The organism is Melissococcus plutonius ATCC 35311, from assembly GCF_000270185.1.
Classification (GTDB): Bacteria; Bacillota; Bacilli; order Lactobacillales; family Enterococcaceae; genus Melissococcus; species Melissococcus plutonius.
Window position 1 is genome coordinate 1,827,143 of record NC_015516.1, and the last position, 22,858, is coordinate 1,850,000.

18 protein-coding genes and 9 tRNA genes (1 of these 27 only partly in view) are annotated in these 22,858 nt (G+C 31.0%); all 27 read right to left on the minus strand.

Annotation, left to right across the window (positions count from 1 at the left end):
- Positions 1–78: 78 nt before the first annotated feature.
- Complete coding sequence (locus MPTP_RS07940) at positions 79–1,791, minus strand: FAD-dependent oxidoreductase (RefSeq protein WP_013774630.1); 1,713 nt, start codon at positions 1,789–1,791, stop codon at positions 79–81.
- Between the two features lie 182 nt (positions 1,792–1,973).
- Positions 1,974–2,537, minus strand: coding sequence for an alkyl hydroperoxide reductase subunit C (gene ahpC, locus MPTP_RS07945; protein ID WP_013774631.1), 564 nt, complete (start codon positions 2,535–2,537; stop codon positions 1,974–1,976).
- Between the two features lie 282 nt (positions 2,538–2,819).
- On the minus strand, positions 2,820–3,527 hold the full coding sequence (locus MPTP_RS07950) for an O-methyltransferase (RefSeq protein ID WP_041363587.1): 708 nt from the start codon (positions 3,525–3,527) through the stop codon (positions 2,820–2,822).
- A 109-nt stretch (positions 3,528–3,636) separates the two neighbouring features.
- Entirely contained in the window at positions 3,637–4,641 is a 1,005-nt protein-coding gene (locus MPTP_RS07955) for a lipoate--protein ligase (protein WP_013774633.1), read from the minus strand.
- A gap of 30 nt (positions 4,642–4,671) precedes the next feature.
- Positions 4,672–5,415 carry an MBL fold metallo-hydrolase gene (locus tag MPTP_RS07960; protein WP_013774634.1) on the minus strand — a complete coding sequence of 248 codons (744 nt, stop codon included), beginning with the start codon at positions 5,413–5,415 and terminating at the stop codon, positions 4,672–4,674.
- Positions 5,416–5,585: 170 nt separating this feature from the next.
- Positions 5,586–6,380 (minus strand): DUF975 family protein, encoded by a 795-nt coding sequence (locus MPTP_RS07965; RefSeq protein ID WP_013774635.1) that lies wholly within the window; start codon positions 6,378–6,380, stop codon positions 5,586–5,588.
- A gap of 33 nt (positions 6,381–6,413) precedes the next feature.
- Positions 6,414–7,475, minus strand: a complete 1,062-nt coding sequence (locus MPTP_RS07970; RefSeq protein ID WP_127468774.1) for a M42 family metallopeptidase — start codon at positions 7,473–7,475, stop codon at positions 6,414–6,416.
- A gap of 289 nt (positions 7,476–7,764) precedes the next feature.
- Positions 7,765–8,226: a DUF2798 domain-containing protein gene (locus MPTP_RS07975; RefSeq protein WP_013774637.1), complete on the minus strand. Its 462-nt coding sequence runs from the start codon at positions 8,224–8,226 to the stop codon at positions 7,765–7,767.
- A 246-nt stretch (positions 8,227–8,472) separates the two neighbouring features.
- Positions 8,473–9,756 (minus strand): trigger factor, encoded by a 1,284-nt coding sequence (gene tig / locus MPTP_RS07980; protein ID WP_013774638.1) that lies wholly within the window; start codon positions 9,754–9,756, stop codon positions 8,473–8,475.
- Between the two features lie 375 nt (positions 9,757–10,131).
- Positions 10,132–10,668 (minus strand): pyrophosphohydrolase domain-containing protein, encoded by a 537-nt coding sequence (locus MPTP_RS07985; protein ID WP_013774639.1) that lies wholly within the window; start codon positions 10,666–10,668, stop codon positions 10,132–10,134.
- Positions 10,669–10,852: 184 nt separating this feature from the next.
- The gene (locus tag MPTP_RS07990; RefSeq protein WP_013774640.1) at positions 10,853–11,695 is read right to left on the minus strand and encodes a DUF72 domain-containing protein; all 843 of its coding nucleotides are present in this window, start codon (positions 11,693–11,695) and stop codon (positions 10,853–10,855) included.
- Positions 11,696–11,904: 209 nt separating this feature from the next.
- Positions 11,905–12,651, minus strand: a complete 747-nt coding sequence (locus MPTP_RS07995) for an acyl-ACP thioesterase domain-containing protein (protein ID WP_013774641.1) — start codon at positions 12,649–12,651, stop codon at positions 11,905–11,907.
- 233 nt (positions 12,652–12,884) lie between these two features.
- Positions 12,885–14,213, minus strand: coding sequence for a C1 family peptidase (locus tag MPTP_RS08000; protein ID WP_013774642.1), 1,329 nt, complete (start codon positions 14,211–14,213; stop codon positions 12,885–12,887).
- Positions 14,214–14,526: 313 nt separating this feature from the next.
- A complete protein-coding gene (locus MPTP_RS08005) occupies positions 14,527–14,736 on the minus strand; it encodes a heavy-metal-associated domain-containing protein (RefSeq protein ID WP_013774643.1) in 210 nt (69 codons plus the stop codon).
- A gap of 41 nt (positions 14,737–14,777) precedes the next feature.
- Positions 14,778–17,234 (minus strand): heavy metal translocating P-type ATPase, encoded by a 2,457-nt coding sequence (locus MPTP_RS08010; RefSeq protein WP_013774644.1) that lies wholly within the window; start codon positions 17,232–17,234, stop codon positions 14,778–14,780.
- Between the two features lie 1,300 nt (positions 17,235–18,534).
- On the minus strand, positions 18,535–19,029 hold the full coding sequence (locus tag MPTP_RS08015; RefSeq protein WP_013774645.1) for a nucleoside deaminase: 495 nt from the start codon (positions 19,027–19,029) through the stop codon (positions 18,535–18,537).
- Between the two features lie 158 nt (positions 19,030–19,187).
- The gene (locus tag MPTP_RS08020; protein WP_041363495.1) at positions 19,188–19,985 is read right to left on the minus strand and encodes a histidine phosphatase family protein; all 798 of its coding nucleotides are present in this window, start codon (positions 19,983–19,985) and stop codon (positions 19,188–19,190) included.
- A 55-nt stretch (positions 19,986–20,040) separates the two neighbouring features.
- Positions 20,041–21,474 carry a 6-phospho-beta-glucosidase gene (locus tag MPTP_RS08025; protein WP_013774647.1) on the minus strand — a complete coding sequence of 478 codons (1,434 nt, stop codon included), beginning with the start codon at positions 21,472–21,474 and terminating at the stop codon, positions 20,041–20,043.
- 523 nt (positions 21,475–21,997) lie between these two features.
- Positions 21,998–22,069 (minus strand) — tRNA-Glu (locus MPTP_RS08030).
- Between the two features lie 89 nt (positions 22,070–22,158).
- Positions 22,159–22,246, minus strand: a tRNA-Ser gene (locus MPTP_RS08035).
- Between the two features lie 59 nt (positions 22,247–22,305).
- Positions 22,306–22,379 (minus strand) — tRNA-Ile (locus MPTP_RS08040).
- A 5-nt stretch (positions 22,380–22,384) separates the two neighbouring features.
- Positions 22,385–22,455 (minus strand) — tRNA-Gly (locus tag MPTP_RS08045).
- Between the two features lie 11 nt (positions 22,456–22,466).
- Positions 22,467–22,539 (minus strand) — tRNA-Phe (locus MPTP_RS08050).
- A 13-nt stretch (positions 22,540–22,552) separates the two neighbouring features.
- Positions 22,553–22,626 (minus strand) — tRNA-Asp (locus MPTP_RS08055).
- Between the two features lie 34 nt (positions 22,627–22,660).
- Positions 22,661–22,734 (minus strand) — tRNA-Met (locus MPTP_RS08060).
- Between the two features lie 14 nt (positions 22,735–22,748).
- Positions 22,749–22,838, minus strand: a tRNA-Ser gene (locus MPTP_RS08065).
- Positions 22,839–22,845: 7 nt separating this feature from the next.
- A tRNA-Glu gene (locus MPTP_RS08070) sits at positions 22,846–22,858 on the minus strand (it continues 59 nt past the right edge of the window).

The window sequence follows — 22,858 nt, forward strand, 5'->3', positions numbered from 1 at the left end:
TCGGCCCAGCTATCTAAACTATTAATAATTAATGGACATAATCATTAATATCTCAAAAAAATCAATAAATTAATTCTTTTAACTACCAGCCAAAACATTCTTCGTTAAAATTTCTACAATTTCTTCCATGTTCTTTGAACCGAAGATAATTTCTTCATCATCAATTACCATAGCTGGTACACTCATAATTTTCTTTTCTTGTTTTAATTCTGGGAAAAGAGCTGTATCAATCATCTCAGCTTCAACTTGATGATTGATTGAAGCAATCCGTTGACAGATCGCTACAACATCTGGACAGAAATGGCAACTCAAAGAAACAAAAATTTGTATTTTTTTCTTAGGTAACTCTGCAATTTTTTCTTGTAATTCAATTGGTACAGATTGACCTTCACTACCAATATTATAAACAGCTAGAACAAGTGAATTTACTTCATGACCACTTGGAATTCCACTAAATTTAATTCCCGTATACTGATTTGCATCATCCAAAATCACTACACATGGCATTTTATCAACATGATAACTTGCTTCTAACTTCTTATCCGTATCCTTGATGATAGATTTTAATACAATCTTGTCATTCATGGCAGCAAATTCTGTTAAAAATGCATTTAATTCTAAGGATTTTTCTTCTTTTTCATCTATAAATTGACATAAAGTAACTTTTTTTGTTAATTTATTAAAAATAGTGCTTAATTGTTTTTGCATTTCTTCCGGGAACCAACTATGTTTACTTGTTGTCTTAACAGATTCAACGTTTGTTGAATTTGTTGTTTGTTCATTTTCTAATTCTTTTGATCGATTAGCCAAACGTTGTTCCAATCTTTCATTGATAAGCGGTAAGTTTTGACGATTTTTTTCATTTGTTACATACTTCTGTGCATTTGTTGCAGCAATGGCACCATCTGCTACAGACGTAACAATTTGACGTAATTCTTTAATGCGTAGATCACCTGCTGCATAAATACCAGCAATATTGGTTTCCATATTTTCATTAGTTGGTATATAACCTCTATCTAAAACAATCTTATCTTCAAATATTTTAGTATTTGGTTGACTTCCTGCAAAGACAAACATACCAAACGTACTGTTTTCTGGCGCTTCATAGGTAGTTTCTTCGCCCGTTAGATTATTAATAAAAACTGCTTTTTGCACAAAATCTTTTCCTGTAACTTCCTTGACCTCTGTATTATAAACAATTTTAATATTGGGGTGTTGTTTTGCTGCTTCTGCCGTTAATTTTGCACAGGTAAAATCAGGTTCACGAATAATCATTGTTACTGATTTTCCATAACGAGTAAGATAAACAGCTTCTTCTGCCGCTGCAAAGCCACCACCAATAACAAAAATATCTAGTCCTTGGAAAAATTCGCCATCACAAGTAGAACAATAAGCAATTCCTCTCCCAACAAATTCTTTTTCACCGGGAAAACCAATCTGACGATGTGAAGCACCTGTTGCAATAATAACTGCATAAGCCTGATAGGTTTTGTTCATTGATTTGATAATTTTAATTGGTTGATTAAAATCAACATCGATGATTTCATCATTAGTAAATTCAACACCAAAGTCTAAGGCCTGCTCATACATATCTTCCATTAACTTTGGCCCAGTAGTTGAACGAATCGCTGGATAATTGACAATTTCTGATGTTGTTATTGCCTGTCCACCAATTTTATCTTTTTCGATAATTAGAGTATCTAACATTGCACGGCCCGCATAAATACCAGCAGACAAAGCAGCCGAACCACCACCAATTACAATAACATCATAAATTTCTTCTTGACTCATTTGTTGTCCCTCCTATATTGAAAGAGTGCAGGATTCGAACAAATGATCCTACACTCAATTTTATTTTATTTAATTAACTGACTAAGTATGTTACCTGTCATTGATTCTTATATTATGAATTTTTATTTAAGATTTATTCTTATTTGAGAAATCAATGATGTTCATGTAAAAATCTCAATGAATTAAATTTTACCTACTAAATCTAAACTTGGTGCAATTGTTTCTTCACCTGGTTTCCATTTTGCTGGGCAAACTTGATCTCCATGTTCTGCTACAAATTGAGAAGCCTCTAATTTACGGATTAATTCATCTGCATTTCGGCCAACGCCCATGTCATTGATCTCATAAGATTTAATTTCACCTTCTGGGCTAACAATGAAAGTTGCACGGTAAGTCTGACCTAAATTCTCATTTAGTACACCGAAAAAGCGACCCAATTTGCCAATTGGATCAGCAAGCATTGTATATTTAATTTTACCAATTGTATCAGTTGCATCTGCCCATGCTTTATGTACAAAATGGCTGTCTTCTGATACTGAGTAAATTTCACAATTTAATTCTTTTAGGTGGTCGTAGTGATCTTGCATATCGCCTAATTCTGTTGGACAAACAAATGAAAAATCAGCTGGATAAAAGAAGAAAATTCCCCATTTTCCTAAAACATCCTTTGTTGAAACTTCAATAAATTCGCCATCCTTATAGGCATCACATTTAAAATCAAGTAATTTTGTATTAATCATATTCATCGATAATTCCTCCTATAAATTAAATCTTTTATATGTTTAGAGTAGCAGTTTAAAACAACTTCGTCAATAGAATTATTATAAATAAATAGTCTTATACTTACTATTTATCTCATTTAATTGAGAAAAACACGATTATATTATCAATTAAAATAAAATTCCTATTGCTGTTCTTTTATTAAAGAATAATTCGTAAAAAAAATACAGCATTTTTTATTATTAAGATTAGTAGGTATTCTTCTACTTATGATTAAAAAAGGTCGATAAAATGCTATTCAATGCTCTTTATTTTTCATTATTATCTTTTTCGCTTATTTGGATGCTTTCTTTGTCTTTCGTTATTAAAATTAAACCATCACCTAAAGGAAGTAGCGTTGATGTTAAACCTGGATGATGCATGACAACCTCTAAAAATCTGTTTAAATTGCTATGAATTGCTCGATTGCCACGTGAAATTTTATCCTTCGTTTCTAAAATTGTCCCACCTTGAAATATATCATCAACCATTAAAATGCCACCTATAGGTAATAAACGTAAACACTCAGGTAAAAATTCAATATATTTTGCTTTGGCACTGTCCATAAAAATAAAATCATAGGTTTCTGTGAGTGTTGGTAAAATCTCAGCTGCTTGTCCTTCTAATAAGGTGATTTTTTCAGTTAAACCTAAACGTTTATATGTCTGTTGTGCTTTTTTTATCATTAGATCATACCGATCAATTGTTGTTACGTGCCCGTTTTTTTCAATCAATTGTGCCATTAAACTAGAAGAAAAACCAATAGCTGTACCAACTTCTAAAATATTTTTAGGTTTTAGTTGTTTTAAAAAAAATTGCAAGAATACAACTGTTTCATGTGGAATAATCGGAATCCCATCTTTATGTGCCTCTTCTTCAATTTTTCCTATTTCACCCATTAATGGTTTTTGTTTTGTTCGCATAAAATTAAGCAATTCAGGTTTTACTATTGGTCGGTGCATCATTTCATTTTGCATAATAGATTCAACTGGATTCCTTTCCATCTTCATTCTGTAATTTATGTATTTTTAAATAAAGAGCAGATTCCTTATAAAGAATCTGCTCTTTATTATACAATAAAAGCAATTAATATAATAATTGTACAAAGGTTTCCTTTTCAAGTGCACCAAAATATTTTCCAATATCAATCTTATCTACTATAGTTTCTATTACTTCTTTCTTATACTGGATGCCTGTCAAAATTTTCTCAACATCTTGAATATCTCCTAAGCCAAAGAAATCACCATAAATTTTTACATCATTAATAAAACCTTCAACAATATTCAAACGTACATCAATAGAACCAACTGGAAAGCGCTGATGGCGCTCTAAATTAAAAGCAGGTGACTTTCCATAATTCCAGTTCCAATTACGATAATATTGATCAGCTATTTCATTGATTCGTTGCCAATCTTTTTCAGTTAAGTCATATGTTTTAACTTGTTCAATGGCTTTCACACCAAAAATTTTTAATAAAATTTCTTGTTTAAACTCTTCAATTGTCATTGTCTGTTTTTCTTTTGGTAAAAAAGGTTTTATATTTGTTACACGCGATCGGATAGATTTAATGCCTTTTGATTCAATTTTATCCTTACGAACTTTTAGCGTATTGACGACTTCATCGATGTCACTATCAAACAAAAGTGTTCCATGTGCAAACATTCTTCCCTGTGTTGCATACATTGCATTGCCAGAAAATTTTTTATCATCAATCACTAGATCATTTCTTCCTTTTAATTTAGCTTTTGAGATCCCCATATCATGTAAGGAATCAATGACTGGTTGTGTTAATTTTGCGAAATCTCTAAATGAATGGCCATCATCAGGGAGGATAAAACTAAAATTTAAATTTCCATAATCATGATAAACGGCACCACCACCACTTAATCTGCGAACAACATGAATACCGCTTTCTTCAACATAAGATTGGTTAATTTCTTCAATTGTATTTTGATTTCTACCAATAATAATAGAAGGTTCATTAATATAAAAAAGGAGAATAGGTTCATTGATTTCCTTTTCTCTTAATAGATAGGTTTCTATTGCTAAATTAACTCTAGGATCATGCTTATCATTTGGTACAAAAATCATTCTCTAAATACTTCCTTCTTTATTTATAATTTATTCTATCTCTAAAACAAGATTTCTTTTTGCAACCAGAACAGGGAGTACATAATCTGCTGCTAGTTCTGCTTGTTCTTTTAATTCTTTTAAGGAACCTTGTTGTGGTAAATGGGTTAAGACTAATTTTTTTACACTAGCCGCCATTGCTAATTCCCCAGCTTCTTTCGAAGTCATGTGTGCTTGATGATGCTCATTTCCAGCAAATAAATATGTATCTACTAGAAAAACATCTGCATTTTGAGCAAATTCAACAAATTCATTCATATAACCAGAGTCACCAGTATAAACTAAAATTTTTCCAGTTTTTTCTTCAACAATCCGCATAGCATAACAAGGTGCTGGATGGATTGTTCTCATGAAAGTGATCAAAAATGGTCCTAATTTTAATTCTTCAGCTTCAAAATACGGGATAGCTTGTGTGACACCTTCCATTGTCAGTTCTTCAAAATGATTTTGATCTTCCGTATGACCATAAATAGGCAAAACTGGTGTTGGGTTCATTGCAGGATAAAGTTGTCTATAATATTTAAGTACACCTATATCTGCAATATGATCATAATGGTAATGGGAAAGGATTGCAGCATCTAAGGTTAAAGGATTTAAATGATTTTCTAAATTGATTAGTGTAGCACTGCCTGCATCGATTAATAAATGAAAATTCTCAGACTCTAATAAATAAGAGCTTGTTCCCTCATTATTGTAAGGATAAGCACCAAGACAACCCAAGACAGTTAGTTTCATTTTATCACCTTCCTTGATTGTTATTATTATAATCGATAAACGATCTAGAATAAATACAAATTAGCTATTTTCTTATCAAATGGTAAGATTGGAATAGCTGAATTTTGTTCTGTTTTTCTCTATATTTTTCAATATTTATAATTCATTATAAGTTATAAAGTAAAGCATTTTTAGGCAACTGCTTGTCCTTTTTCTTCACGAGCTGTTTTATAAAAGCTACTAATAGCCACGTTATGATAGGGAACTATCCATAAAAGACCAATCCCAATGGTTAAAAAACCAACAATATACCAACCAACAAAGGAAAATTGCAACCAAACATATTGCCAAAAACGTCCTTTCATTAGATATAAAGCATTTTTGAATATTTCATTGATATTAGCCGTCATATCATCAAATTTTAACCATACAGAAAATTGAAAAATACCTTTTATAAAGATACTAATACAAATTAGTATTACTAGATATAAGAGGATAAAAATAACAAGCAAAGCCATGTTTGTGTAGTTAGGAAAATGTGTTGGAACTTTTTCAATTTGTGGTCGATTAAACATAATAAAAGCAAAATAAGCATTACTACCTAGGATTAAAAAAACAGGCAATAATGTAATTAAAGAAAGAAGCTTTTCAACAAAAAACTGAATTAAATTTATTAGAAATAGAGGACCATAAAACTTCTTATCAAAAACAGCCATCAACATATTGGGCATAACCCTTTTTCCCTTAATTACCTGTAGAGCACAAAAATAGGTACCATAAGTAATGGCAAAAAAGATAAATAGCCCACATAAAATGTTTATAATACTGCTTCCAAAAGATCTTATAAATAATTGATTAATCAAAAACCCAATACATCCAGGAATAAAAAAACTCAAAAATGTTATCCAAGCCATCATTCCCCATTGATTTTGTAGAAATTCTCGTGCTTGTTTACGGTGTTGTGAATTTGAGATAGCACTTTTCATTTCTTCCACTCCTATTCCTATACAAGATATTTTTTAATAACTTTTTAAATTATTGACAGTTTTTTTATCTAATTGCTTAATCACTTCTGTTACCAACTTAACTGTATTTAAATAATCATCTTCATGGATCATTGAAGTATGTGAATGTAAATAACGTGTTGGAATCGTAATGGCAAGAGATGGAATTCCATCTTTGGTTAAATGCATTTTGCCAGCATCTGTTCCACCACCAGAAATTGTTGTATATTGGAAAGGAATCTGTTTTTCTTCTGCTATACTAATTACAAAGTCTCTAAGTTTTTTATGAGGAACCATACTTGCATCATAAATGATAATCTGAGGTCCCTTACCAAGTTTTGAATCTGCCTCTTCTGGCTTGATTCCAGGTGTATCCCCTGCTGTTCCTGTATCTAGTGCAAAAGCTAAGTCTGGATTAATTAGATGTGTACTTGTTTGTGCACCACGTAGGCCAACTTCTTCCTGAACATCACTACCTGCAAATAAAATATTCGGATGTCCAGTTTTAGCTAAATTTTTTAAAACTTCAAGTGACACAGCAGTACCAATTCGATTATCCCAAGCTTTTGCCAACAAAAATTTTGTACCATTCATTCGACGATATTCAATATATGGTGTAATCATATCTCCAGGTCGAATTCCCCAAGCCATTACTTCATCATTTGTAGAAGCACCTATATCAATAAACATATCTTCAATTTTATAAGGCTCATTCCGAGATTTTGGAGATAAGATATGAGGAGGTTTTGACCCGATAACACCATGAAAAATTTTTCCCTGACCTGTTTTGATTTCGACCTGCTGAGCTAGCATAACTTGTCCCCACCAACCACCAATTGGCTGAAATTTAATAAAACCACTATCTGTGACTCTCGTTACCATAAACCCAACTTCATCTAAATGTCCAGAAATAAAGATTTTAGGTCCTGTTGTATCCCCTTCATGTTTAGCAATAATACTACCTAATCCATCATATACTATTTCATCTGCATAAGGATTTGCATAATTTTTAAATAACTCACGTACTTCATCTTCATTGCCAGCAATTCCTCTAGCATAGGTTAATTGTATTAACATTTCTTCTTTATCTTTATTCAATTATTTAGCTCCTCTCTGCCTATTATTTTTTCTATTATAACATTTTTTAAAAAGAAAAAATAACTAAATGAAAAATTTGACCGACTAATATAGAGAAAATTCTAAATATTTATAGTAATTTATGAATAAAAAATAATAAAGGTGCCTTGTTTATTACACAAGGCACCTTTATTGAACAAGTGATTAAAAATCATAATATAATTAAAATCATAACAGCATAACTGATTTTAACATATATTATTAATTATTTACCATTTATAATCATCTATTAAGCAATTGATTTTGCTTGAATAGTCTTTAAAATATTACGTGAAATAGGTCCAACAATGAAAAATTGTAGAGGAAAAGCACAAATTGCATTTGTTAAAACTGTTTTAAAATACTGCATTAATATGTGATCTGAAAAATTATGTTGCATAACCATACCAAATACAGACATACATAAAACCATTCCACAAACCATGCAGCCAGGAATAGCAAAAATTTTATGTAATTGCTTTTCTTTATTGATTGGCAATTTGAATGCTACTTTTTTCGCATTAGGTCCAACTAAAAATATATCAAGTAACAAGGCAACAATAAATCCTGGTATAAAACCGATACAAGTATTGATCAAAAGATGTGATTGGATACCATTATGTAAAATTTCATTATAAAGACTCATGAAAAAAACCATTAAAGCACACATGGTTATTGTAAAAATGATACCTTCTTTTTTATTCGTCGGCATACAAAATTCCTCCTTAAATTTAAATAACGAATAGTATAGTAGCATAAAAAATTTTTTTCGTAAGCTTTTTTCAATAATTTACTGAAAATTATCAATTAATAGTAGAGATTTGATTAAAATTTATATTGTTATTTTATCAACTTTCTTCTTTTTAATTAAAAAAGAAGAAAGTTAGATATACATCTAACTTTCTTCTTTAAATGAAGTTTATTGATTAAAAATCCTATCTAAAAACCAAAAGAATTTTTATTCTTCAACTGCTGTTTCTGTAATAGCATCAACCGCTTTTTTCATACGAATATCATGTTTTAACATGTCTTCAGTTAAAATGCTACGTACTTGTTCTTCTGGCATATTGTATTGTTCAGACAGATCTTTAATTTCTCCATCAATTTCTTCTTGAGGAATTTCAATTTTTTCTTGAGCTGCAATGGCTTCAATTACAAGATTTGTTTTTACACGCGTTTCAGCATCTTCTTCAAATTGTTTACGTAAATCCTCTTCTGTAGTATTGGTTAATTTATAGTAAGTATCCGGTTCAATTCCTTGACGTTTCATATTATTTAAAAACTCATCCATTGAACGATTGATTTCTTCATGAACCATGACTTCTGGAAGTTCAACAATTTCCGCATTTTCTACTGCTTTATGAATAGCTTCCTCATTTTTAGCTTCATCAGCAGATGTTTCTTTGGCTTCTTTTAGTTCTTTACGATATTTTTCTTTTAATTCTGCTAAGTTATCAACAGAATCATCAATATCCTTTGCAAATTCATCGTCTAATTCTGGAACTTCTTTAACTTTTACTTCATGAACAACTACTTTAAAGTTTGCTTCTTTTCCAGCTAAATCTTTTGCTTGATAATCTTCAGGGAAAGTAACATTTACATCAACATGATCGCCAGCGCTTTTTCCGATTAGTTGATCTTCAAAACCAGGAATAAATGAATTAGAACCTAATTCTAGGGAATAATTTTCTCCCTTGCCACCTTCAAATTCTTTTCCATCCAAGAATCCTTCAAAATCAATAACAACTGTATTTCCTGATTCAGCTGGTTCGTCTTCTTTAATAACCAATTCAGCTTGATTTTCTTGTTCACGTTTTAAACGATCTTCGATGTCTTGGTCTGTGATTTCACGGTCCTGTTTAGCTATCTTTAATCCTTTGTAATCACCTAATTTTACTTCAGGTTTTACAGTTACAGTAGCTGTAATTACCCAGTCTTCATCTTTCTTCATGCTTTCAACGTCAATCTTAGGTTGTGAAACTGGTTCGATTTTTGCTTCTTTTACAGCATTTTCATATATTTCTGGTAAGACTGCATTTAACGCATCTTCATATAATACTTCTTCACCATACATACGATTAAAAACCTGACGTGATACCTTTCCTTTTCGAAAACCAGGTACATTTAGATTTTTTTTCACTTTATTAAATGCTTGTGTTAACCCTTTTTCAATTTCTGAACGTTCAATTGAAAAAGTCAAGACACCATCATTTGTGCCCTTTTTTTCCCATTTCACAGACATTTGTTTCCCTCCGAGTAGTTTTAATTTTATATAGCATTAATCTGATGCATACCCTTAAATAGTACACTATCGTTAGAAAAATGTAAACATTTTAAGCAAGAAGAGTACAGAAGAAGCATAATTCCTTGCTATTTATTACTTTTTAAAATGAACTTATTAAACGAATAGTTATCCACTAAATTTTTTATTATAATAAATATTATTTTTCATGTTATTTAATGAACTTTAAACGAAAATAAATTAATTAAAAATATCATTGGATAATTAAACATAATGTTCATTAGAAAATTAATCGTTAAATAATTATTTCCCTAAAAATTATCTTATTGTTCAATAGTATATTCCAACAGGTAATACAGATAACTGAAAAACTTTCTAATATGCCTCTTCCGGCATCAAAGAGTTCTTTTTCTGTTTTTCTAATTCTTTTTTGATTTTTGCTTCTGGTGCATATTTTTCTTCCCAATCTCCTGGTTTCAACACCTTATGAGTTATAGGATGATAATGTGGTTTTCCATCTGGAAATAGCTTGCCCATATTTGCTTGATGAACAATTGAAAAAATCTCTGTTGGGTCAACACCCATCATTAAAAAGGATCCATAAGTAAAATAAAGCAAATCGGTAAGCGCATCTACTTCATCCACCAGTGGATCTGTCACAGGCATTTGTTTATTTATTATTTTTTCTTCCGCTTGGTCAATTGCAACTTTGAATGTTTCTACCAATTGATGAAATACTTGTTGATCATTATTCGCTGCACCATACAAAAATTCTACTAATTCTTCGGCTTTAAATTCTGCACGATTGATAGCCTCTTGTGGTGAAAATGGTGTTGGTGTATTCGATTTTGCTGGTGCAAATACATTATGAAATTCTTCTACTAATTTGAAAGGATTTGTTATTTTTTCCATCTTTCCTGTCCTCTTCATATTATAAAAACCAAAGTGATAAATAATTTAAAAATTTTTGATTGTTTACTTTAAAAATAAACTTGCTATCAATGAATAATTATTTATTTTTTATACTTAATTTTCTTCAATCAATTCCTCAATCGAAAGTCGTCTATTTTTCATTAAAAAAATATCCTTTCATTTTTTAGTCAAATAGACCAAGTTGTTTGGGATGATTTAATTGATTATTATGCTGCAAGTTTAACCTAGCTTTCATTGCTAGAACATTATCCGCTGCATCGCCACCAGAGTTATTATTAAATATTACGCCAACTTCTTCTGACTCAAGAGATAATGCTTTTACTGTATCACTCAATTCTGAAATTTCTTTTGAATCATAACGATAAAGTGTCCTTTTTTTACGCCAGTCTTTATCGTTAGCTAGCCATCCTGTAGCATTACGTCCATGAAATCGAAACAAAACTTTTTCCTTATTTGTTATATAGGGAAAGAAGGGCACAGGATTCGTTGGGATTTGTGGCTCGTCAACAATTACTAGAGAAAAATTTTTTTCTTTCATGAAAGATAGCATAGATTCTTTGTAATTCTCTGAATACCAAGTACTATTCCTTAATTCAATTGCAACAGGATATCCGATAAACCATTGATGAATTTTCTCCAAATAATTAACATTTTCTTTCGTACAAGTAAATGTACCAGGAAATTGAATTAAAAATGCAAATAGCTTTCCTGAATTTACCATCGGTTCCATATTTTTTAAAAAGGTAGTTATCATTTCGTGTTCGCTGCTAAAATATTGATCCCATTTCCCTTGACAACTAATACCACTATAGACTTTCATTACAAAACGAAAATCATTTGGCACAGCATCTGTCCAAGTCTGCACTCTCTCTTTTTTTGGAATGGCATAATAAGCTGTACCCATTTCAACCAGGGATAAATAATTTGCATATTCATGTAAAGTAGCGCGTTTTTTACCTGTCAATGTTTCATGCTCGCTAAAAGAAGTTAAGCCTAACCGAATCATCTTGCAATCACTTCTTTCTATTATAAAAGTGTTTATTAATTTGAAGCATGTATTATTTTATAATAAAATGCAAATAAGTAAAAATCTCTGAACTTTAAAATAAAAGCTAAAGAAAAAACAAGAAAATCAATTTATTTTTTAATTTTATATTATGATAAAATAATTAGTAAAAGTGCATTGGGTAAATTAATCATTATTTTTTAAAGTATTTAATCATGTATCTTCCAAAAAATATTTGCCGTACAGCATGTCTGCTGGCCAATTCGAATTTCGTGTTTTGTTATCTTTTCTGTTTCATTCTCTTCTATTTCATAATGACTTTCAATTTCTTGACCGTATTCTACCTCTTTATCAAATCGAATATTAATTTTGGTTGGTTGATAATTCATTAAAAAATCATAATCAAGTACATCTAATAACCAATTGAAATAAATAGCATTATTTACATGCTTATTTCCATCAATATCAAAAAAGCGAACTTTATAAAATGAAGATGAGGAATGATCATTTCTTATTTTTTGAATTTTTTCTCCTCGATAAATATTTTTAATTTTTTCACATTCGAAAGGTTCGATTAATTCTGGCAAAACATTATGCATTTTTCGATTCTTTTGATCCATCAATACAAATGTTGATTTAACGAACACACATTCATTTCCTAGCTCATCATGAATCCAAAAATTTCGATAACAGAAATACTTGTTATAGGCAGTCGCTTGTGTAGTAATTGCTATTTTTTCACCAGATTTTGGTATTCGACTGATTTGAATTTCATAATTTGTAATAATCCATCCTAACCCAAAAGAGGCGACAAAATCTTCTCCACAACCCAATAGATCACATTGATCTTCTGATGTTTTAATGATTACTGACAACATAGAAGGAATTTTCATTGAACGGGTCACATCAACATCATAGTAAGCCACTTCATAATAATTTGTAAACTTTTTTGACATTTTATCTCCTTCTCGACTTTATACTTTAATTCTACTTATTGTTTTTTATTTACTATAAAAACGTGTGGCCGAACTTCTTAATAATGGAAAAGAGAAGTTTTACCACACGCTTTTTAATGGCCATACTATTTATGCATTATTTTTAATAAAATAGCTGTCTAAAACGAAAAATCACTATCCGCTTATCCTTATTCATTTAGATTTATCTTAACCATTGTGTAAAGTAAAAATAATTAAGCCAAAGCTCCCATTGGATCCCATGGAGCTAAAACAGTTGGTTTTTGTTCCCATGCTTTTTGTAGTTCAAGTGACAATAGATCTTTTCTAACAACAATTTGGTAAGTATATTGATCCATCCAAGCATCACTCATAACAAAGAAACCCTTGTTCCCAACTTTTTCTCCCCAGCTGTTCTCTACTTTCCATTTTTTTGTCTGGCCATCTATAACATCAACGCCTGTAAGTACCATGGCATGTGTCATTAGACTTTCTCCATAATCCAAGCGTTCTGCCTTTGTCATTGTAAAATCATTATCAAACAAATCGTTTGTATCAAAGACATCTAAAGCCATAATGCCCGTATCTCTAGTTGATGATTGACCAACATCACAACCAAACCAAACAGATTCGCCTTGTTCTAATTGTGCTTTAGCCAGTTTTTTTAATATAGGCATCTCTACGTTCAAATATTTCACTTGCTTACCACCAACAACATTACCTAACATGTCAACTGTATAGGTTTGATTAAAAGGTTTGTCTGTTGTTGGTGCATTAATTACACTAACATAATTATTTAAATCAACACCCAAATATTTTTCATAAAATTTTTGAGGTGTCAAATTTTGATCAATATAATAATTTTTATCGTCATCACGATATTCAAAATCAAATGTTTCAGGAGGTGTGCCTAAAGAAATAGCCAACAGATTATAAATTCCTTTTAGCATATCTTCTTTAGCTTTTTGTACTTCTTCTTCAGGATGTCCATCAGTAATCATACCACGTAAAATTGCTGCATCTTTTCTTAATTTTTTATTTAAATACTCATTTAAAGAGCTTGAGTTTGAACTATTACTTGCTTCAGGCATAGCTGATTTAGGAACTACACCATACTTTTGAAAGAGAGAGACGATCATATCCCATTGTCCACCATCTTGTTGAGGTGTTGCTAATAAAAAGCTAACTTCACGACTGGTTAATGGCTTACCCACTGTAGCAATGATATTTTCATAGAAATAATTTGCTTTTTCATATTTATCCCAGAAAAATGTATAGTTTTGTGATAATTCAAAGTCTTTTAATTTAAATCCATTTAATATTTTGTGACGAAATGTGTTCAATGCAGCAAACATCCAACAACGTCCACTTTGTTTTTGATTGGCTACCTTTCCAGTAGATAAATCAATCGAAAAAACTGGTGTATTTTCTGAATAAGCCATCTGGTTTTCAGCAGAAGCTAAAATTCCATTTTTTACTACACTACGTTGAACAGCCATTTGCTTATTATTCTTTAAAAATGCTTGACGGAATGATGCAGTCATAGCAGGATCAATTTTTGACATTTTCCCATCTCCTCTAATTTTCTATAAAAGCTTCTTTTTATTATTATAAGCTTCTCTTTCAGTTCTCTCAACATTTAATTATTATTTTATTTTTTATTAATCAAAATAGCTAAATTTCAATTATCTCTTTAGTTATTTCATAGAAAAGCACTGATTCGTTCATTAATTTCTATAATAAATTCAAATAAAATTTGAAAATGAAGTGTTTACTTTTATATATAAAAGATTCACATAAAATTTGAATATATTCTCATCATTTTCTTATTAAATATTTTTTAAAATAACTAAATAATTTAAGTCAATAGAAGATTTTCTACTTATCTATTACTTTATATTTTGTATCTTTTAATGCATTTTTTAATTCATTCGTTGAAATTTCTACTTCACTAATAATTGTAACTTCCTTTTTATCTAGATCTGTCTTAACTTCCTTAACAGAAGCCAGATGATTAAATTTTTCTTTGATGGTTTTTGCACATCCATCACATTTCATACCATCAATTGTAATAACTTTTTTAAACATACTAATATCTTCCCTTCATTTATTATTCTACTTTATATTACTTATTTTGCATGGGGCTTAAATCTTTTTAAGCGTAAGGCATTCAACACTACAGAAATAGAACTAAAGCTCATTGCTGCACCTGCTACCATTGGATTTAAAAGTGGGCCACCAAATAAGTAGAGAATGCCCATAGCTATTGGTACTCCTAAAATATTGTAAATAAATGCCCAAAAAAGATTTTCTTTAATATTTTTAATCGTTGCCTTGCTCAACAAAATGGCAGTTTGAACATCAAGCAGATCACTATTCATCAGAATAATTTCGGCTGATTCGATCGCAATATCGGTGCCAGAGCCGATAGCAATACCTATATCGACTTGTGCTAAGGCAGGTGCATCATTTATACCATCACCGACCATTGCAATTTTTTTTTCTTTATTTTGTAACTGTTTGATCGTTTCCGCCTTATTTTCAGGCAATACTCCACTTACAACTTGATCAATCCCTACCTGCTTTGCAATTGCCTGAGCAGTTGCTTGATTATCTCCTGTTAGCATAATTGTATTTATTTTCATTTTATGGAGTTGTTCAATAGCTTCTCTACTTGTTGTTTTAACCGGATCTGCTACTGCAATAATTCCTAATAATTGTTGTCCTTTTGCCACATACATTGGTGTTTTTCCTTTTTTGGCTAATTGATCAAAAATTTGATTGAATTCCTGACTATCAATAGAAAATTTAGTCATCAATGCCTGATTTCCCAATAATAAATTTTGTTCATTAATGATAGCCTGAATGCCATTTCCAGGAATTGCTTTAAAATTAGAAGCAGAGAGAAGAGAGAGCTTCTTTTCCTTAGCATATTGAACAATTGCCTCTCCAAGTGGATGTTCGGAGTAATTTTCTGCAGTCGCTGCAAATCTCAAGAGTTCATCTTGAGTAATTGATTGTGTTGTTATAATATCTGTGACTCTAGGTTTTCCCTCTGTAATTGTTCCGGTTTTATCCAAAACAATTGTTTGAATTTTGTAAGCTGCTTCTAGTGCATTCCCACTTTTAATTAGTATACCATTTTCTGCACCTTTTCCAGTACCAACCATGATAGCAGTAGGTGTAGCAAGTCCTAAAGCACAAGGACAAGCAATTACTAACACCGAGATTGTAATCGTTAATGAGAAAATCCAAGATTCATTTCCAAAAAAATACCATGCCATACCAGACAAGAGAGCTATAGCAATAATAATTGGTACAAATACACCAGAAATTTTATCTGCTAATCTAGCAATTGGTGCTTTGAAATTTTGTGCCTCTTCAACAAGTTTAATAATTTGAGATAAAGCCGTCTCTTTTCCTACTTTTGTTGCTTTAAACTGAAAACTACCATTTTGATTAAGACTAGCACCAATAACTAGATCTCCCACCTGTTTTTTTACAGGCATACTTTCTCCTGTTAGCATAGATTCGTCAACAGAAGAATTTCCGGTTGTTAACACACCATCTACCGGTATCTTCTCACCTGGCTTTACAAGTAAAACATCACCTAAATTAACAGAGGTGACAGGAACTTCTAACTCCTGATTATTCTTAATCACACGGGCAGTTTTCGGAGAAAGATCTATTAATTTTTTAATTGCTTCTGACGTTTTTCCTTTTGAGAGAGATTCAAAGAATTTACCCAAAGTAATAAGGGTCAAAATAACACCAGTAGATTCATAATAAAGATTCATTGTAAAAGAATGGTTTCCCTGAATGACCATAACAGTGCCATATAAACTATATAAAAAAGAAGTACTTGTACCTAAAGCTACCAATGAATCCATTGTTGGATAGCCTTTTAGTAATGATCGAAAACCAGTGATAAAAAAACTTCTTCCAATATATAGAATCGGTAAGGTTAATATTAGCTGAACAAGCACAAAATTTATTGGATTGTCTGATGGACTAATAAAAGTGGGAAGCGGCAAATTAACCATGTGTCCCATAGCAATATACAATAATGGAATTACAAAAATCAATGAAATAAAGAAGCGATTCTTTAAGTTATCTTTATTCTTTTTCTTTTGATAGGTAGTTTTTTTCTCCTCCCCATCATATGTTTCTATTGCTTTATATCCTACTGAAGATACTGCCTCCATAATATCAGCTGAGTTTGTCAATGTTGTATCATACATTACTTGCATTTTCTCTGTTGTTAGATTGATAGAAACTGTACTGACTCCTTCAATATGACTGATAGCTTTTTCTACAGCTTGTACACAAGATGCACAACTCATTCCCTCTATTACATAATTTCTTCGTATGTTGTTATTTAAAAGATTATAGCCGACACTTGTCACTGCCTGCTGAATTTCTTGGTAAGATAATTGTTGTTCATCAAAAACAAGCGTTAATTTTTCTGTCGCTAAATTAACTGTTGCCTCTTTTACACCGGGAAGCTTTGCGGTTACTTTTTCAATCGTTTGTGCACAAGAAGAACAACTCATTCCTTCTATCTGAAATACTTCAGTTGTTTCCATTATTCGCTTCCTCCTTTTTTACATACCAATTTGTTGTTTCATTAAAAAATATAGGCATTAATCAAAATCAATAAATTACTGTAAAGATAACAAACAACTTTAATTTGAATTTTCTAACTATTTAGAAATTAACCATTTTACCAAAATAATAGTAAGCCAAAAATAAATCGATTAAAAATTTATCTTAAAATATTCTTTTAATCATCAAGATACATAAACTCCAAATTGCAAGATATCAGAAAGAAACCTCCAATATAGTTTTTTAATCAATCATTTAATTAATAATAATATGATAATAAAATACATAATGGTGAGCATTCAATTTTTATTATATACCTATTATTTGCAAATTCTTAATAAATAAATTTAAATTCAAAAATCATAGGCTAACAGTAGTTATATGAAGATAACAGCTGTTCAACAACTATCAATTAAATAAAAATTCATTTAATTACCAAAAATGAGTATGCTTAAAATAAGTCCATCTTATTACTTTTTTGCATTCTGTATTTTAATCAACATATCAATTAAAAAAAATTACTAATAGATTAAACAGGATAATTTTTGTTTCAAAATCCGAATAGTCAATTTTTAATTTTATAATAGGATCCATAAAACAATACTTCAAATTGTAATTGACTGACAATATATATTAGTAATATTAAATTAAATGCTAACATAACTTTAAAAATATATTGAAATGAAAAATACCTCGTCTAATATGCTTAATTCTTAAAAATTAGGTGCCGTGAATAAATACTACCTAACATTTCAATTATAGTTAAGCTATTTAATATTGAATGCAATTTAAATCGTTTATTAATTCAAAAAATCAATAAAATAAAACCAATGGTATAGTCCTTTAAATTTGGGGAAGAAGTTTATCGGATATGCCATTGGTTTTAATTATTACCCTATTTATTATACTGCTTTTTTTTAAATTTTACTATATTCGTCACAAAATCAATCTATTTTTTAACGAATGTTTACCATTTTTATCCTATTTATTAGACCATGTGAATAATAAAATTACTATTTACTATTTTTATATCTAAAAAACAAATTTAATTAGAGATAAAAGGAGTATTTATTAAAATGGTCTAGGTAATTTTTATATGAATTTTTAATAAAAATCTTCATTGTTATAGCTCATCTAGAAAATTGATTATAAATACCTATTTAGTTGAAGAATAATTATAAAAATGAGTAAATTGTAAATAATTATGATAAAACAACACACCTATATCGTTTTAACAAGCGAATACCAATAAAGAAATTACCAACTATCAATTTATATCATCTATTTCCAATATCCTTCATGAACGTTTGCTATTGCTTCCTCAATCTCCGAAAAAGGCCCAATAACTTTAATATCTTTTTGTCCATGCACCAAAATCGCTTCTGCCGGTAGGTCAAATGTTGGGTTTTGTGGATTATTTCCTGTAAATTCTAAAAGCCTTCGTTCTGTCATACCAAAAACAATTGTTCCAATGTTTCCCCAATAGATTGTTCCTGTACACATAGCACAAGGTTCAGCAGTTGTATATAGTGTGCATCCCCAAAGGAAATCTTTTGAATATTTTTTTGATGCACGTGCAGCTAAAGTTGTTTCTGCATGTCCTGTACATATATGCTCTGTGATTTCAATATTTTCTTGCTCAAATAAAATATTGCCAGCATCATCAACTAATAAAGCACCAAATGGCGTATTTCCATTTTTTTTTGCCTGTTTAGAAATTTCAATGCAACGTTTTAAGTAATATAAATGGTCTTTTTTTATCTTACTCACTTCCAATCAAATATTTTTATTAATCATCTATATAAAAAAACTAGGAAAATGATGATTACAAAATGAAAATCGATGGATAGTCGTTCACTATCCAAATTGACATCTCTTTCATTTTATCCTAGTCTTCCAAAATTATCTATATTTAATTGTATTTATAAAATTTTCTATTTAGTTTTTATCTCTTTTAATCCTTTTTCTAGATAACTAGTATCATTGATTTTTTGTATTTTGTATTTACCATTTTTGTACCTTATTACACTAACACTTGCATTCTTAAAGCCTTCCTTTGGTGGAGAAAAACTATTATCTAGTGTATTCAAAAGTGCCGAAATACTTAAGCCATGTGAAACAATTAAAATATTTTCTTTTTCTTTCTTTTTAGATTCTTTTTTTGTAATATCATTTAATCCAGCTGTTAAGCGTTTGGTAATTGTTTTATAATTTTCAGCTGGCCAATTTGTTCCTGCTTTTACATTATTTTTATCTAATTCAGCAACACTGTTTGCAAAGAATTTTGGTGTCATTGTATCAAGGAATTTTTGTACAGTAATGCCTTGATGATCTGCAATTGCTTTCCACATATGTTCATTTAAATCACATTCATAGCTGCCAAAATTAAACTCTCTTAACCGTTTATCTGTTTGTAAATTTAATTTAGTCGAATGTTTACTTTGTTTAAGGATCAACTCAGCAGTTTGAACAGCACGACCACTATCACTACTGTATGCTCCCTGAAAAGTAATTCCTTTTAATCCCTTACCAGCTGCTTTGGCAGTCCTTTCTCCTTCTGGTGTCAAAACTGCATCAGACCAACCTTGCACCCGATCAGTTGTATTTAACATTGTTTTTCCATGTCTGACTATATAAAATGTCAATTCTTCAGATTTTGTTTTCTTTGAAGCTGCATTTGTCTCTTGTGCAGTGTTAAAACCTACCATTACCAATAATACCAACAGTAACATTCCTGTTTTTATTTTTTTCTCATCTTTCTCTCCTTTGATTTAATTACATAGCACTTTAATTATTTGTTAAATCTTCACCATTTGTTGCAATCACTTTTTTATACCAGTCAAATGATTTTTTTTTGGATCGTTTCAATGTCCCTTCTCCTTCATTATTTCGATCAACATATATAAATCCATAACGTTTTGCCATTTCACCTGTTCCAGCACTAACTAAATCAATACATCCCCATGATGTATATCCTAATAAATCAACACCATCTTCTTCAACTGCTGCTTTCATTGCTTTTATATGTGCCGCTAAGTAGGAGATTCTGTAGTCATCTTCCACATAGCCATTTTCATCTGGCATATCTACAGCACCTAGGCCATTTTCAACAATAAATAAAGGTTTACGATAGCGCTCATAGAGTTCATTCAATGTGATTCGTAACCCTAATGGATCGATCTGCCATCCCCATTCACTAGATTCTAAGTAGGGATTCTCAATAGAAGCAAATATATTTCCAGCTGTTTGATCTGTTATGGCTGGATCTGCTGATGCAACTCTTGATGAATAATAAGAAAAAGAAATAAAATCAACTGTATGTTGTTTTAATAATTCATCATCACCCTCTTCTGTTTCTAACTTGATACCTTTATGTGCCATTTCCTTTAACGCATATGCTTGGTATTCACCATTAGATTGAACATCAATAAAAAGGTAACTTTCACGATCTGACTGATGTGCTGTCCAGACATCTGTTGGATTACATGTATAAGCATAATGAGGACCAGCAGCGAGCATACATCCAACCTTATTTTCTGGGTCTATTTCATGTGCAATTTTTGTTGCAATAGCACTAGCTAATAATTCATGGTGTGCTGCTTGATATTTGACTTGGTCTTGATTTTCACCTTCTTCAAAATACAAACCAGCTCCCATAAATGGGGCATGCAAAATCATATTTATTTCGTTGAATGTTAGCCAATATTTTACTAAACCTTTATAACGGTTAAAAATAACAGTACATAGATTCTCATAGAATTTAACTAATTTACGATTACGCCAGGCACCATATTTTTCAACTAAATGCATTGGGCAATCAAAATGGGTAATCGTTACTAGAGGTTCAATCCCATATTTGTGACATTCCTTAAATACATTCTCATAAAAAATCAATCCTTCTTCATTTGGTTCTATTTCATCGCCTTTTGGAAAAATTCGACTCCAAGCAATCGATAGACGATAGACTTTGAAGCCCATTTCACCAAATAAAGCAATATCTTCTTTGTATCGATGATACATATCAATTGATTCCTTAGCCGGATAAAAATGTTCACTATCAAAGTGAAACATTTTCTTTTTTCCTGTAATAATTGAAAAACGATCTACACCAATTGGAGCTAAGTCTACATTTGCTAATCCACGTCCTCCTTCATTATAACCACCTTCACATTGGTTAGCTGCTGTAGCTCCACCCCATAAAAAATCTTTTCTAAAAGGCATAATCTTCCTCCTGTACTATATTTTTATATAAAAGATTCTTATAGGTAATTCATTATTATCTCTTTACCCTAATCGACCTTTATAGCAACAAATAATTAGGTTCAATCTGTAAGATTGTAAGATAGATTATTATTCAATTTTTAATCAAAATAGGTAACTCTTTATTTAAATAGGCTTGCTATTCAATTAGTTTATTAATACTACTACCTATCTCTTTATGTTATTATTTGATAATAAATAAGACAAATTAAAAATCTTATAACAATGATTAAAATAGAAAAAAACCTAATTTTCTCAGCAAAATCAGTTGCCTTAAAAAATTAGGTTTAGCTTGTTTAAAACAATAACTATCCAACTATTGATTAATCTTATAAGTTAAGCATAATTGATTTTCATCAATATGTCAACGTTTTCAAGGGAGATATAAAAAATAATTGTTCCTAAAAAAACAGAACAACTATTTTAGTTTTATTTCTTTATATACTTTACTTAAAAAATTGTTAATTATTACACCTATAAATTATGACCCGTACGGGACTCGAACCCGTGTTACCGCCATGAAAGGGCGGTGTCTTAACCGCTTGACCAACGGGTCTAAAACTTATTAGTAATCAATCCATTTGGACAAAAAAATAGTGATTCATAAGATCACACTATTATGTGTATAGATTATTAAAAATAATACGGAGAAGGAGGGATTTGAACCCTCGCGCCGGTTTCCCGACCTATACCCTTAGCAGGGGCACCTCTTCAGCCACTTGAGTACTTCCCCAAAACAAAAACTAAATAATTAATAATGCTTAACATTTAGATAATAAGCTTTTATTTCTATGGGCCTAAATGGACTCGAACCATCGACCTCACGCTTATCAGGCGTGCGCTCTAACCAGCTGAGCTATAGGCCCATTAAAGCGGGTGACGAGAATCGAACTCGCGACAACAGCTTGGAAGGCTGTGGTTTTACCACTAAACTACACCCGCATAGATATCAATGGCGCGGGACAGAATCGAACTGCCGACACATGGAGCTTCAATCCATTGCTCTACCAACTGAGCTACCGAGCCTCTCTATTTAAAACGGTCTGGACGGGACTCGAACCCGCGACTTCCTGCGTGACAGGCAGGCATTCTAACCAACTGAACTACCAAACCACTAACTATTCTTTTAGAAATTTTCTAAAAGATATTGCGGGGGCAGGATTTGAACCTACGACCTTCGGGTTATGAGCCCGACGAGCTACCTGACTGCTCCACCCCGCGATATTATTATAAAAAGGAGGATAAGGGATTCGAACCCTTGCGTGCTTTTACACACCTGACGGTTTTCAAGACCGTTCCCTTCAGCCAGACTTGGGTAATCCTCCAAAAATATGACCCGTACGGG

Bases quoted from the DNA above. Each gene is read 5' to 3' on its own strand.
- MPTP_RS07990 (WP_013774640.1), bottom strand. From the start codon at position 11,695: ATGATTCGGTTAGGCTTAACTTCTTTTAGCGAGCATGAAACATTGACA.
- MPTP_RS08005 (WP_013774643.1), bottom strand. From the start codon at position 14,736: ATGTTTAAAAAAGTTATTACAATTGATGGTATGAAATGTGATGGATGT.
- MPTP_RS08000 (WP_013774642.1), bottom strand. From the start codon at position 14,213: ATGTCAAAAATTGATCCTGCTATGACTGCATCATTCCGTCAAGCATTT.
- MPTP_RS07970 (WP_127468774.1), bottom strand. From the start codon at position 7,475: ATGTTAATACAATTAACCTATGCTAGAGGAATTGCTGGCAATGAAGAT.
- MPTP_RS07955 (WP_013774633.1), bottom strand. From the start codon at position 4,641: ATGATTTTTGTACCAAATGATAAGCATGATCCTAGAGTTAATTTAGCA.
- MPTP_RS07985 (WP_013774639.1), bottom strand. From the start codon at position 10,668: ATGGAAAAAATAACAAATCCTTTCAAATTAGTAGAAGAATTTCATAAT.
- MPTP_RS07995 (WP_013774641.1), bottom strand. From the start codon at position 12,651: ATGTCAAAAAAGTTTACAAATTATTATGAAGTGGCTTACTATGATGTT.
- tig (WP_013774638.1), bottom strand. From the start codon at position 9,756: ATGTCTGTGAAATGGGAAAAAAAGGGCACAAATGATGGTGTCTTGACT.
- MPTP_RS08010 (WP_013774644.1), bottom strand. From the start codon at position 17,234: ATGGAAACAACTGAAGTATTTCAGATAGAAGGAATGAGTTGTTCTTCT.
- MPTP_RS08020 (WP_041363495.1), bottom strand. From the start codon at position 19,985: ATGTTACTGTTGGTATTATTGGTAATGGTAGGTTTTAACACTGCACAA.
- MPTP_RS07940 (WP_013774630.1), bottom strand. From the start codon at position 1,791: ATGAGTCAAGAAGAAATTTATGATGTTATTGTAATTGGTGGTGGTTCG.
- ahpC (WP_013774631.1), bottom strand. From the start codon at position 2,537: ATGAATATGATTAATACAAAATTACTTGATTTTAAATGTGATGCCTAT.
- MPTP_RS07975 (WP_013774637.1), bottom strand. From the start codon at position 8,226: ATGCCGACGAATAAAAAAGAAGGTATCATTTTTACAATAACCATGTGT.
- MPTP_RS07950 (WP_041363587.1), bottom strand. From the start codon at position 3,527: ATGCAAAATGAAATGATGCACCGACCAATAGTAAAACCTGAATTGCTT.
- MPTP_RS07965 (WP_013774635.1), bottom strand. From the start codon at position 6,380: ATGAAAAGTGCTATCTCAAATTCACAACACCGTAAACAAGCACGAGAA.
- MPTP_RS08025 (WP_013774647.1), bottom strand. From the start codon at position 21,474: ATGCCTTTTAGAAAAGATTTTTTATGGGGTGGAGCTACAGCAGCTAAC.
- MPTP_RS07960 (WP_013774634.1), bottom strand. From the start codon at position 5,415: ATGAAACTAACTGTCTTGGGTTGTCTTGGTGCTTATCCTTACAATAAT.